Annotated in this window: 11 protein-coding genes; 9 read left to right on the forward strand and 2 right to left on the reverse strand. The window is 74.9% G+C overall.

The window, feature by feature from the left end; translation table 11 throughout:
• The first annotated feature begins 7 nt into the window (after positions 1–7).
• The 4 genes from VG276_10560 to VG276_10575 all read left to right on the forward strand — a co-directional run bounded on the left by VG276_10560 (position 8) and on the right by VG276_10575 (position 4,764).
• Positions 8–1,258 carry an ABC transporter substrate-binding protein gene (locus VG276_10560; GenBank protein HEV8649821.1) on the forward strand — a complete coding sequence of 417 codons (1,251 nt, stop codon included), beginning with the start codon at positions 8–10 and terminating at the stop codon, positions 1,256–1,258.
• 137 nt (positions 1,259–1,395) lie between these two features.
• Positions 1,396–2,364 carry a GNAT family N-acetyltransferase gene (locus tag VG276_10565; protein ID HEV8649822.1) on the forward strand — a complete coding sequence of 323 codons (969 nt, stop codon included), beginning with the start codon at positions 1,396–1,398 and terminating at the stop codon, positions 2,362–2,364.
• On the forward strand, positions 2,361–3,473 hold the full coding sequence (gene menC, locus VG276_10570) for an o-succinylbenzoate synthase (GenBank protein ID HEV8649823.1): 1,113 nt from the start codon (positions 2,361–2,363) through the stop codon (positions 3,471–3,473). The genes VG276_10565 and menC overlap by 4 nt, the downstream gene beginning before the upstream one ends.
• Positions 3,474–3,603: 130 nt before the next feature.
• The gene (locus VG276_10575) at positions 3,604–4,764 is read left to right on the forward strand and encodes a M20/M25/M40 family metallo-hydrolase (protein ID HEV8649824.1); all 1,161 of its coding nucleotides are present in this window, start codon (positions 3,604–3,606) and stop codon (positions 4,762–4,764) included.
• A 164-nt stretch (positions 4,765–4,928) separates the two neighbouring features.
• On the opposite strand, the gene VG276_10580 is transcribed toward VG276_10575, so the two are convergent.
• Complete coding sequence (locus tag VG276_10580) at positions 4,929–5,642, reverse strand: GntR family transcriptional regulator (GenBank protein ID HEV8649825.1); 714 nt, start codon at positions 5,640–5,642, stop codon at positions 4,929–4,931.
• A gap of 1 nt (position 5,643) precedes the next feature.
• Entirely contained in the window at positions 5,644–7,917 is a 2,274-nt protein-coding gene (locus tag VG276_10585) for a trehalase family glycosidase (GenBank protein HEV8649826.1), read from the reverse strand.
• Between the two features lie 119 nt (positions 7,918–8,036).
• Here VG276_10585 and VG276_10590 point away from each other — a divergent pair, with 119 nt between their 5' ends.
• The 5 genes from VG276_10590 (at position 8,037) to VG276_10610 (ending at position 12,633) form a co-directional block, all read left to right on the forward strand.
• Positions 8,037–9,518, forward strand: coding sequence for a cytosine permease (locus VG276_10590; GenBank protein ID HEV8649827.1), 1,482 nt, complete (start codon positions 8,037–8,039; stop codon positions 9,516–9,518).
• Positions 9,515–10,171 carry a cysteine hydrolase gene (locus VG276_10595; protein HEV8649828.1) on the forward strand — a complete coding sequence of 219 codons (657 nt, stop codon included), beginning with the start codon at positions 9,515–9,517 and terminating at the stop codon, positions 10,169–10,171. The genes VG276_10590 and VG276_10595 overlap by 4 nt, the downstream gene beginning before the upstream one ends.
• A gap of 83 nt (positions 10,172–10,254) precedes the next feature.
• A complete protein-coding gene (locus VG276_10600) occupies positions 10,255–10,494 on the forward strand; it encodes a hypothetical protein (protein ID HEV8649829.1) in 240 nt (79 codons plus the stop codon).
• Positions 10,495–10,523: 29 nt separating this feature from the next.
• Complete coding sequence (locus VG276_10605; GenBank protein HEV8649830.1) at positions 10,524–11,738, forward strand: cupin domain-containing protein; 1,215 nt, start codon at positions 10,524–10,526, stop codon at positions 11,736–11,738.
• A complete protein-coding gene (locus tag VG276_10610) occupies positions 11,731–12,633 on the forward strand; it encodes a sucrase ferredoxin (protein ID HEV8649831.1) in 903 nt (300 codons plus the stop codon). Before VG276_10605 ends, VG276_10610 begins: the two co-directional genes overlap by 8 nt.
• Positions 12,634–12,757 lie beyond the last annotated feature (124 nt).

Below are 12,757 nucleotides of genomic sequence, written 5' to 3' on the forward strand. Positions count from 1 at the left end.
GATCCCCATGGTGGGAGGGAGGACGGCGACGGCGCGAAAGAGCGTCCCGCTGCTGCTGCTGGTGGTGCTGGCCCTGCTCGTGGCGGGCTGCGGCCGCGACGAGGGCGGCGACCAGGCGGGCGCGACCGACCCCGGCATCACGGCCAAGTCCGTCAAGCTCGGCAGCAGCTACCCGTTCAGCGGCCCGGCGTCGGCGTACGGCACGATCGCCAAGGGGGTCAACGCCTACTTCAACTTCACCAACGACAAGGGCGGGGTGAACGGCCGCAGGATCGAGTTCGTCACCTACGACGACGGCTACGAGCCGCAGCGCGCGCTCACCAACGCCAAGAAGCTGGTCGAGCAGGACAAGGTGTTCGCCCTGTTCAACACCTTGGGCACCGCCAACAACCTCGCCATCTGGGACTACGCCAACCAGCAGAAGGTGCCTCAGCTGTTCGTGGCCACCGGCGCCTCCAACTGGGGCAAGGACGTCGCCAAGCACCCGTACACGATCGGCTGGCAGCCCAACTACGTGACCGAGGCGAAGGTCTACGCCGAGTACCTGAAGCAGAGCAAGCCGAACGCCAAGGTGGCGGTGCTGTACCAGAACGACGCCTACGGCAAGGACCTGCTCGGGGGGTTCAAGGAGGGCATCGCCGGCTCGGGTGTCCAGGTCGTGGACGAGCAGAGCTACGAGGTCACCGACCCGTCGGTCGCCTCGCAGGTCAAGAAGCTGGCCGGCTCCGGCGCTGACGTGTTCCTCGACGTCACCACGCCGAAGTTCGGCGCCCAGGCGATCGCCACCGTGGCCCAGACGAGGTGGAAGCCGCTGCACATCCTCAACAACGTGGCCGCGTCCAAGGCGCAGGTGCTCAAGCCGGTCGGGCTGGACAACGCGCAGGGGATCGTCTCCACTGCCTACTTCAAGAACCCCGAGGACCCGAAGTGGGCCGGCGACGCGGCGATGACCGAGTACAAGACCAGCCTGGCCAAGTACGAGCCGGGCGCTGACGCCAACGACCCGTACAACGCCTACGGCTGGGCGGTCGGCAACACCATGGTCAGGGCACTCGGGCAGATGAAGGAGCCGACCCGCGCCTCGCTGATGGAGGCCGTGCGCAACCTCGACGTGGAGAACCCGCTGCTGCTGCCGGGCATCAAGGTGCAGACTGGCGGGACCGGCGACGGCTACCCGATCGAGGCCATGCAGGTCCAGCGCTTCCAGGGCGAGAACTTCGAGCTGGTCGGCAGCGTGATCCAGGCCGGGGCGCAGTAGCGCCGCCGCGCCGCCGCCATGCGCCCCGGCCGTAGGGCCGGGGCGCCTCGGCGTCTCGTCGAGCCCGGCCGCCGCTGGCGACGAAGACCTACCCCGCGAGCTGCCGGCATGGGCGCGGAGGTGGGATAGTGACGGCCATGACCACGCCAGCGCCCGCGCCGACCGGCCAGGTCGAGCCGCGCCGGACGGCCGAGGCGGCCGCCCGGGCCGCCGGGGTCGTCGTCGTCGAGCTCGGCGGCGTGGCCGAGACGGCCGCGGTCAGCGCCGTGTTCGGCGCGATCTGGGGGGTCTCCTCGCCGGCGGCCATGCCCGCCGAGCTGGTGCGGGCGCTCGCCCACGCGGGCAACTACGTGGCCGGCGCCTACGACGGCGAGGAGCTGGTCGGCGCCGTCGTCGGCTTCCTCGGCCTCCACCACGGCCGCGTCCACCTGCACTCCCACGTCGCCGGGGTGGTGCCCCGGGCCCAGGGCCGCTCGGTCGGGCTCGCCCTCAAGCTGCACCAGCGGGCCTGGGCGCTGGCCCGCGGCATCGGGCAGGCCGAGTGGACCTACGACCCGCTGGTGCGCCGCAACGCCTACTTCAACCTCACCAAGCTGGGCGCGACCGCGGTCGCCTACCACACCGACTTCTACGGCGGCATGGACGACGCGATCAACGCGGGCGAGCCCACCGACCGGTGCGTCGCGCTGTGGGACCTGGCCGCCCCGCGGGTCGTGGCCGCCGCAGCCGGGGCGGCCACAGCCCGGACGGCTGCGGCAGGGGCGGCTGCGGCGGCCACGACCGGGGCGGCTGCGGCCCGGGCGGCTGCGGCCGGGGCCGTCCCCGAGCCCGACCGGGACGCGCTGCTCGCCGGCGGCGCCGCCGTGCTGCTGGCCGAGGGTGGGGAGGGCGAGCCGCTGGCCAGCCCAGGCCTGGCCGCCCGCGTCCTGCTCTGCCAGGTGCCCGAGGACGTCGTGGCGCTGCGGACGACCCAGCCCGAGCTGGCCCGGGCCTGGCGCCTGGCCGTGCGGGAGACCCTGGGCCGGGCCCTGGCCGCCGGCTGGGTGGCCACCGCGGCCAGCCGCTCAGGCTGGTGCGTGCTCGAACGCGAGGAGGGGCGGCGGTGAAGCTGGGCTGCGTGGAGCTGCGCCGGGTGCGGATGCCGCTGGTGTCGCCGTTCCGCACCTCGTTCGGGACCGAGACCGAGCGGGACGTGCTGCTGGTCCGGGTCCGCGCCGACGCCGGCGACGGGTGGGGGGAGTGCGTGGCCGGGGCCGAGCCGCTCTACTCGCCCGAGTACGCCGACGGCGCCCAGCACGTCATGCGGCGGCACCTGCTGCCCCGCCTGTTCGCCCTGCCCGAGGTGGGCGCGCACCTGGTCGGGCCGGCGCTGGCCGAGGTCAAAGGCCACCCGATGGCCAAGGCCGCGCTCGAGATGGCCGTGCTCGACGCCGAGCTGCGGGCCGCCGGGATCCCGCTCGGCGCGCACCTGGGCGCGGTCCGCGAGGCGGTCGACTGCGGCGTGTCCGTCGGCATCATGGGGTCGGTCGGCGAGCTGCTCGACGCCGTGGGCAGCTACCTCGCCCAGGGCTACCGCCGCGTCAAGCTGAAGATCGAGCCGGGCTGGGACGTCGAGCCGGTGCGGGCGGTGCGCGAGCGCTTCGGCCCCGACGTGCTCCTGCAGGTCGACGCCAACACCGCCTACACGCTCGCGGACACCCCCCGGCTGGCCCGCCTCGACCCGTTCGACCTGCTGCTGATCGAGCAGCCGCTGCCCGAGGACGCGGTGCGCGCCCACGCCACCCTGGCCCGGTCGCTGCGCACCCCGATCTGCCTGGACGAGTCGATCACCTCGGCCCGGGCCGCGGCCGACGCGATCGCGCTCGGGGCCTGCGCGGTCGTCAACGTCAAGGCGGGCAGGGTCGGCGGCTACCTCGAGGCCCGCCGGGTCCACGACGTCTGCGCCGCCCACGGCATCCCGGTCTGGTGCGGCGGGATGCTCGAGACAGGGCTCGGCCGGGCCGCCAACGTCGCCCTGGCCGCGCTGCCCAACTTCATCCTCCCGGGCGACACGTCGGCGTCCGACCGCTACTACCACGCCGACCTCACCCCGCCGTTCGTGCTCGACGACGGCCGCCTGCGCGTGCCGGCCGGGCCCGGCCTCGGCGTCGACCCCCTCCCCGAGCGGCTCGAGGAGTTCACCGTCTCGGTCGAGGAGGTGACCCCCGATGGGTGAGCCCGTCCCGGCGGGCGGCCGGCGCCACGCGCGACGCTGGGTCGACCCCTCCCCGAGCGGCTCGAGGAGCTGAGCCCGATGGCTGAGCCGCCGGGAGCCGGCGCCGGCCGCCGCGGGGAGCTGATCCCCTGTGGGTGAGACCCCGGGTGCCGGCACCGGCCGCCACCTGCGGCGCCTGGAGGGGTTGCGCGGGCGGGTCGAGGAGATGGCCGGCGACTTGGCCATCCTGGTCGAGGCAGAGTCGCCCTCGGCCGACCCGGCCGCGCTCGCGTCATGCGCGGGCGCCGTGGCCGAGCTGGGCAGCCGGCTGCTCGGCACCCCGCCCGAGCGCGTCGAGCGCCAGGGCCGGCCCCACCTCCGCTGGGGCTTCGGGGACGCGCCGCGGGTGCTGCTGCTCGCCCACCTCGACACCGTCTGGCCGCTCGGCACCATCGACCGCTGGCCGGTCGAGCGGGACGGCGACCGGCTCACCGGCCCGGGCGCCTTCGACACCAAGGCCGGCATCGTGCAGGCCCTGCACGCCCTGGCTGCGCTGGACCGGCTCGACCGCGTGGAGCTGCTGGTCAACTCCGACGAGGAGGTCGGGTCGCCGACCTCCTCGGAGCTCATCGAGGCGGCCAGCCAGGAGGCCAGGGCGGTGCTGGTGCTCGAGCCCAGCCAGGGCGGCACCGGCGCGCTGAAGACCGCGCGCAAGGGCTTCGCGGTGTACCGGCTGCGCGTCCACGGCCGCGCCGCCCACGCCGGCAACGAGCCCGAGCTGGGCGTGAACGCGCTGGTGGAGCTGGCCCGCCAGGTGCCCGCCGTGGAGCGGCTGGCCCGGCCCGGACTGGGCACGACCGTCACCCCCACCGTGGCCACGGCCGGCACCACCACCAACACGGTCCCGGCCGAGGCCGAGGTCCACCTCGACGTCCGCTTCCTTGACCCCGGCGAGCACGAGCGGGTCGCCCGCGACCTCGGCGCGCTCCGGCCCGAGCTGCCCGGCGCCCGGCTCGAGCTGGTGCCCGGGCCGAGCAGCCCGCCCCTCCCCCCGGCCGCGTCGCGCCAGCTCTACCCGGTGGCGCGCCGGCTCGGGGAGGCGCTCGGCCTGGGCACGCTCGACGGGGTGACCGTGGGCGGGGGGTCGGACGGCAACCGGGCCGCGGCCGCCGGCGCGCCCGTGCTCGACGGCCTGGGCGCGGTCGGCGACCACATCCACGCCGAGGGCGAGTACGTGGTCGTCCCTGCCATGGCCGAGCGGGCGGCCCTGCTCGCCGCCCTGGTCGAGGAGTGCCCGGACCGGCCCGGGTGACGCCCCGGCGAGACGGGGCCTGGAGTCGCGGCCGACGGATGGCAGACTGCGCGTGTGGTCCCGCCGATCGCGGTGACCCGTGACGAATCCGGCCGGCCCCGGGTTCACCCAGACCCGAGGTCGGCGCCGTCCAAGCGGGCCGAGGCGCCCCGCGACCGGGCGGCCTACCTGACGACGTAGGGGAGGGCGCGCAGGATGTGGTCGCGGGTTCGGGCAGCGGCCAGGTCGGCGTCGCCCGCCTCCAGGGCGTCGAGGATCGCGGCGTGCTGCGCCGTCGACTCCTGGTGGGGGCGGGACACCCGCGGGCCGCCCGGGAACGAGCGCCAGAGCAGCCTCAGCATCGACATCAGCAGGGGCGAGCCGGCGCACTCGTAGATGCGGAAGTGGAACCGGCGGTTGAGCCCGTGCCTTCTCGGGTCGAGGTCGCGGCTCGCGCCCAGCTCGAGGTGGATCGCCCGGGCGTCGCGCAGGTCGGTGGCGGTCAGCTTGCTGGCGGCCAGCCGGACCGCGAGCCCCTCCAGCTCCGCGCGGATCTGGTAGCTCTCCTCCACGGTCTTCGGGTCGAGCTTGGCAACGGTCGAGCCGCGGTTGACGTCGTTGTGGACCAGCCCCTCGGACTCGAGCCGGCGCAGCGCCTCCCGGACCGGGGTCGGGCTGACGCCGAACCGCTCGGCCAGGTGGCGCTGGCGCAGCGGCGCGCCCGGGGCGATGTCGCCCCGGACGATCAGCTCCCGGAGGGCGGCCGCGACCTCGTCGGCCTTGCTGCCGCACCGGCCGAGCTCCCCGGGCCGCGTGACCGTCTCCCCGCCGGGCGTGACCGTCTCTCCACCGGGCGTGACTGTCTCACCACCGGGCGTGACCGCCTCCCCGTCCGGCATGTCAGCGCGCCTCCTCGACGACCTCGAGCCGGGCCTCGTCGACGACCTCGAGCCGGGTCGAGCCGGCGTCGCGACCCAGCCGCAGCTGCCGCTCGACCGGGCTGGGCGGGAGCGTCGCCTCGGCCAGCTCGCCCCGTACCCGGACCCGGAGGACCCCCGGGCGGGGCAGGGGCGGGACGGTCAGGCGGGCGTCGCCGCCGGCCAGCCGGAGGTGCCGGAGCCGGCCCCGGAAGCCCGCCTCCAGCACCACCTCCCCGTCCAGCCGCAGGCAGGTGGCGTCCTCGGCCAGCTCGACCCGCCAGGTGCCGGCAGGGGCGGGCAGCTCGGCCCGTCCCGGCCCGGCCCCGGCGCTGCCGGCCACCAGCCCGTCCCACGGGTCCTGGTCGAGCAGGTCCAGCTCGCCGAGCAGGGGCAGCAGCGCCCCCCAGCTGTAGAAGGGGTCGGCGTCCACCGAGTCGCCGCCCTCCCCGGTGCGCTGGTTGAAGTTCTCGAACGAGCGCCGCTCGGCCCAGCCCCGCTCGAACAGTGCCACGCTGCGCGCGGCCAGCCCGGCGGCGGCCTCGTCGAACCGGTAGCGGCGCAGCCCGCGGTAGACGAGGAAGTTGAAGCAGGGCCAGACCCGGCCACGCCAGTACACGTTGTCCAGCGAGGCCGGGTCGTCGTGGGAGGTGCCGGCGACCGGCCAGGGGCCGCCGAACCGGCCCGGGTCGAGCAGGTGCCCGCGCACCATCGCGGCCGCCTGCTCGGGGGTGGCGATGCCGGCCAGCAGCGGGTAGAAGCTGGTCGGGGCGAGGCTGCGGGCGAAGCGGCCGTCCCAGCGCCGGTTGGCGTAGATGCCCCGCCCGGCGTCCCACAGGGTGGCCCGGACCCTGGCGGCGAGGTCGGCGGCGCCGGCGGCGAGCGCCGCCGACTCCCCGGGCCGGCCGAGCAGGGCGGCGATCCGGGCCAGCAGCTCCCCGTCGAGCACCAGCAGGCTGTTCAGCCCGACGTCCTCGGTGTCCAGGGTGTGGCTGCCCGGGTCGAAGCCGGCCTCGTCGTGGACGGGGGAGTTGTCCATCGCGGACTCGTCCATGGCCGCGAGCTTGGTGTGCACGAAGTGGCCGTCGCCGACCGGGGAGGAGCCGTACTCGAGCAGGCCGTTGCGGTTGCCGTCCCGGGCCTCGAACCACCAGCGGTGGGCGCGGGCCAGCACCGGGTAGGCGCGCTCGAGCACCGAGCGGTCGCCGGTGGCCTCATGCAGCGACCAGGCGGCCAGGGCCCCGATCGGGGGGTGGGAGCGGTCCACCCAGTCGGTGCGCCCGCTGCGCAGGGCGGCCAGGTTGCCCCGGTCGGTGGCCAGGGCGAGCGCCGCGTCGAGGTTGGCGTGGGCCGTGGCCTGGTCGCCGGCGCGGGCGGCCAGGAGCACGTTGAAGAAGGCGTCGAGCTGCCACACGACCCAGCCGCCGAACTTCCCGCTGACCCAGGCCCGGGTGGCCGCCGTGTAGGGCCGGGCGTTGACCGGGTCCCAGACGGTGTTCCAGGCGACCACGTCGCGGATGGCCGCCGCGCGGGTCCGCTCCCCGGCCACGGCCGCCCGCTCGGCCAGGACCCCGGGCGCGCCTTCGGCCCGCGCGCCCAGCTCCGCCGCTGCCGCGCCCGCGTCCGGGCCGGGGGCCACGGCGAACGCGACCTTGGGGGTGACCGCGTTGAACCGGTAGACCGCCCAGCGCCCCTCGGGCCGGGCCGGCGGCCGGTGGTAGTAGCCGTGCGCCTCCAGCTCGGCGGCTGCCTCGCGCCGGTCGTCGTAGAGGTGGGCGGCGACCGGCCGGGTCGACGGGGCGAACGCGAGCGCACCGCCCGGCCACTCGGCCACGGCCACAGGCGGGTCCGCGTACCGGGCGGCCCCCTCCGGCTCGCGGAGGCGGACCACCCCGCCTGCGGGTGCGCGCCCGCCACCGGGTGCGTCCGCGCCGAAGCCGACCTCGACCAGGAACCAGAACCGCAGCCCCCACTCGCGGGTCTCGAGCACCTCGACGTCCCCGGCCGCGCCGCCGCCCCGGGTCCCGGCGAACCGCACCCGCAGGCGGGCGCCGTCGTGGGACAGCTCGGCCTCGGCGTAGCCCTGGCCGCCGGCCAGATGCGGGCCGAGGCGAGTCCCGGGGCCGAACGGGAACTCGGTGGCACGCCCGGTGCGGGTGCTGAAGGCCGAGACGCGCACGGCCAGCCCGCTCGGCAGGTGCATCCAGCACGCAGGATGGTCCGCGTCCCAGGTGTTCCATGCCAGCTCGGGTGCCACCGGACCCTCCCGCCTTTACCAGCCCAACCTCAGATGATATACCATCCGTGTTCGTCGGGTCCCGACGTCGGGTGGGCCGCTCGCCGCGCAGGTCCGGCCCAGCAGAAGGGGAGCAGGTCATGCAGACGGTCGAGGGACAGGGCACCAGCCAGCCGCAGAGCGACCGCGTCTGGAGTATCGAGACCAACGGGATCAACGCCATCTCCGACAGCGAGCGTCACGGCCGGCCCGTCGAGCTGTTCTGGGTCTGGTGCGCCGCCAACATCAGCATCCTCGGGGTCACCTACGGGACCTACCTGGTCACCTTCTACGGCCTCAACCTGCCGCAGGCGCTGCTCGCAGGCACCCTCGGTGCGGTCCTGTCGTTCCTGCTGGTCGGCTACGTCAGCCTGGCCGGCAAGCTCGGCGGCGCGCCCACCCTGGTGCTGTCCCGGGCGGCGTTCGGGGTCGTCGGCAACGCCATCCCCACGCTCATCAGCTACATCTCGCTGGTCGGCTGGGAAACGATCCTGGTCGCCCTGGCCACCCTGGCCGCCGACACCCTGCTCGGCCGGCTCGGGGTCGAGACCGGGACCGCCACCCTGGCGATCTCGTTCGTGATCATCGCGGCCGTCACCATCGCCGTCGGCCTGCTCGGCCACGCCACGATCGTGCGCATCCAGACCTGGTTCACCTGGGCGTTCGCCGCGCTCACGGTGGTGTTCATGATCCTCCAGCTCCCCGAGATCGACTGGGGCAAGGTGACCTCCCTGCCCTCGGGCGACCTGTGGTCGGGGTTCGTGGGCGGGATGTCGGTGGTGATGGCCGGCCTCGGCATCGGCTGGGTCAACGCCGCCGCCGACTACAGCCGCTACCTGCCCCGGTCGTCGAGCTCCCGGTCGGTGGTGTGGTGGACCACCTTCGGCGCCAGCGTCGCGCCGGTGCTGCTGATCGCGTTCGGAGTGCTGCTCGCGGCCAACAACGCCGACCTGGCCAGCTCCTCCAACCCCATCGGCGACCTGGCCGAGCCCCTGCCGACCTGGTTCCTCGTGCCCTACCTGCTGGTCGCGGTGGGCGGGCTGGTCGGCGGCGCCCTGCTCGACATCTACTCCAGCGGGCTCAACCTGCTCACCCTCGGCGTGCGGCTCGAGCGCTACAAGTCGGTGGCCATCGACGGCATCCTCATGGTCATTGGCTGCGTCTACATCCTGTTCCGGGCCAACGACTTCGTCACCCCGTTCATCGGGTTCCTGGTCACCCTTGGCGTGCCCCTGGCCGCCTGGGCCGCGATCTTCCTGGTCGACGTGTGGACGATCCGGCGCCGGGTCGGCTACGACGAGCGGGACCTCTACGACCCGAACGGCCGGCACGGCGCGTTCAACCCGGCCGGCATCGGCGCCTTCCTGGTCGCGACCTTCGTCGGGCTCGGCCTGGTCAACTCCACCAGCCCGGTCTTCTCGTGGGTGGGCTACCTGCTCCGCTTCGTGGGCGGCCGGGACGGCGCCCTCGGCGGCTCGAGCATCGGCCTGTTCGTGGGCTTCGTGGTCGCCGGGATCCTCTACGCCGTGCTCAGCCCGCTCGCGGCCCGCAGCCGCCGCAGCGCCGCCGCCACCCCCCGATGACCACGGCGGGCGCATCCGGGGAGGGGCTCGGGCCGGCGGGGGCGCCAGGCCCCACGGCGGGCGCGCCCGGCGGGGCTGGCCCGCTGCTCGTGGTGGTCGACATGCAGCGGGTGTTCGGCGAGCCGTCAAGCCCCTGGTACACGCCCGGGTTCGACTCGGTCGTGAAGCCGGTGCGCCAGCTCGTGGCCGTCTTCGAGCACCGGGTCGCGTTCACCCGCTTCCTGGTCCCCGAGGTCCCCGAGGGAAGCTGGACCGGCTACTACGAGCTGTGGCCGTTCGCCCGCGAGGCCGCGGCAGCGCCGCTGCTCGACCTGGTGCCGCCGTTCGCCGGCGCCCCGCACCCGCTGGTCGAGAAGCCGACCTTCTCCAAGTGGGGCCCGGAGCTGCGCGCCCTGGCGGGGGAGTCGGGCACACTCGTGTTGTGCGGGGTGGCCACCGACTGCTGCGTGATCGCCACCGCCATGGCCGCGGCCGACGCCGGCATGTACGTGCGCGTGGTCGCCGACGCCTGCCGTGGGGTCGACGCCGCCGCCCACGAGCGTGCCCTGGCCGTGATGGCCGGATTCCCGCCCCAGATCGAGCTGACCACGGTCGAGCGGGAGCTGACCACGGTCGAAGGGGAGCTGTCGCCTGGCCCGCCAGGAAGCGGGTGACGCTTCGAAGGGTCGCTGCTTCCGATTGCCTGGCCGGGTGAGCCGCGCTATGGTCCCACCCCGGGTCGAGCATGGAGGTCACTATGGACGAGGAGAGCACCACACGGGTCGTCGACGAGGACATCGAGACCGTCTGGACCGGCGGCACCGGCACCGTGGCCACGGTCGCCGACCCCCAGGACGCGGACGGCACCGACGCCGACGATGCGCAGGACGCGGACGGCACCGACGGCGACGCCGCCGACGGCACCGACGGCGACGCGACCGACGGTACCGACGGCGACGCTGGCGACGCTGGCGACGCCGACGGCCGGGACGCGTAGCGATCCGGTCCCCCACCCCACGGCGCCCCGTGCCGAACAGCCCCGCGGCGCTGCGGCGCTGCGTCGGGGACGTCGACCGCTTCGTTGGTGAGCGCTGGGCCCGGCGCGTTCACCACCACCGCGGCGAGGACTTCTCCGACCTGCTCTCGCTCGAGCACGTCGACCACATCGTCGCCACCATGGCGCTCCGGGCGCCGGCCTTCCGGCTGGTCAAGCAGGGGCAGACCCTCGAGCGGGCCTCCTACACCAAGACCGCCCGGGTCGGCTCACGGTCGATCGACGACCTGATTGACGTGGGCCGGGTCTACCGGCACTTCGACGACGGCGCCACCATCGTCCTGCAAGGCCTGCACCGCTACTGGGAGCCGGTGACCCGCTTCTGCCGCGACCTGGAGCTCGCGCTCACCCACCCGGTGCAGGCCAACGCCTACATCACCCCGCCCGTCGCCACCGGGCTGAAGGTGCACCACGACCCCCACGACGTCTTCGCGCTGCAGACCTTCGGCCGCAAGCAGTGGGTGACCTACGAGGCAGGCGTGACCTACGAGGCAGGCGTGACCCATGAGGCAGGCGTGACCCATGAGGCAGGGCCGCGTGCGGCGGCCGGCGCCGCCCCGGCGCTGGACGTCGAGCTGGTCCCGGGGGACGCGCTCTACCTGCCCAAGGGCACGTCCCACGCCGCCCGCACCGTGGACGTGGCCTCGGTGCACCTGACCATCGGGATCCGTACCGTGGTCTGGCGGGACGTGGCCCGGCGGCTGCTCGACCAGGCGCTCGACGACCCGGACCTGGACGAGCCACTCCCGGCCGGGTTCGCGCACGACCCCGCGGCCCTGGCAGGCCTGGCCGCTGCCCGGCTGCCCGCGCTGGCCGAGGCGGTCGCCCGCGCCGACGCGGGCGCTGCTGCCCGCGCGGAGTCGCGCCGGTTCTGGTCGGGCCGGGCGCCGGTGCTCACCGGGCACCTGCAGCAGCTCCTCGAGCTCGACCGGATCGACGACGGTGCCCGGCTCGCGCGCCGCGCCGGGTCGGCGTGCGAGCTGATGGCGGGCAACGGCCGGCTCACCGTGCTGCTCGGCGACCGCGAGCTGCGCATGCCGTCGACGCTGGAGCCGGCCATGCGGGTCGTGGCCAGCCGGGACAGCTTCCGCGTGGGCGAGCTGGCACCCTACCTCGACCTGCAAGGCAGGCTGGTGCTGGTCCGCCGGCTCGTCCGCGAGGGGTTGCTGACGGTCGCCGGTGGCTGAGCGGTTCCGCTGCTCCGAGGTGTCACGGGCCAAGAACGAGCCGCGCTACGGGACCGCCTCGACCGTCCGGCGCTGGATCCTGGTGGAGGAGCCCGGTCCGTGGGGCCGGGACGCCGTGCGCGACAGCCGCCTGCTCGGCGGGGCGGGGCCGGCCCTGAAGGCGCTCGCGCAGGCCCTCGGCGCCCGGGTCCTGCTCATCCGCAGGCACGGACGGTCGGACCCGGCCGAGCGGACCTGCCTGGTCGCCTGCACCACGGTGGACACCAGCCGGGTCGAGCGGTTCGTCTTCCGCACCGCCGCCGACCTGCTCGACCTCGACTGGGCCCCGCTGGTACGTGACGGGCCGGTCGGCGGCGACCCGGTCAGCCGGCCCGTGTACCTGGTGTGCACCAACGGGCGCCACGACCTGTGCTGCGCCGAGCGGGGCCGCCGGCTGGCCGCCGCGCTCGCGCCAGCGGTCGGCGACGGCCTCTGGGAGTCCTCCCACTTCGGCGGCGACCGCTTCGCCGGCAGCCTAATCTGCCTGCACCATGGGCTGTACTACGGGCAGGTGGAGCCCGAGCGAGGGCCGGGGGTCGCCGCCGCCTACGCCGAGGGGCGCATCGACCTGGAGCACTACCGCGGCCGCTCCTGCCACCCGTTCGTGGTCCAGGCGGCCGACTTCTTCGTGCGCGAGCGGGAGGGTCTGCTCGGGCTGGACGACCTGGTCTGGGAGCGGCGCGTCGGGCTCGACGCGGGCAACGCGGTGGTCCCGTTCACCGACCGGTCCGGCCGGCGGCTCACCGCCACCGTCGAGGTCCGCCCCGACCCGGAGGGCCAGCTCCTCTCCTGCAGTGCCTCTACCTGGTCCCACCCGCCCCGGTACCGCCTGGTAGGCCTGGAAACGACCCCCTGAGCAAGGACGTAGCCCGAGTTTCCCGGTAACCGCTGGAGGAAGTCCAGCCTTTGCGTGCTCACGCCCCTTCAATACCTGGTGGTCCGTGTCCGTGGTCCGTGTCCGTGGTCCGTCTCCGTGGTCC

The organism is Actinomycetes bacterium, from assembly GCA_036000965.1.
Lineage (GTDB): Bacteria > Actinomycetota > CALGFH01 > CALGFH01 > CALGFH01 > DASYUT01.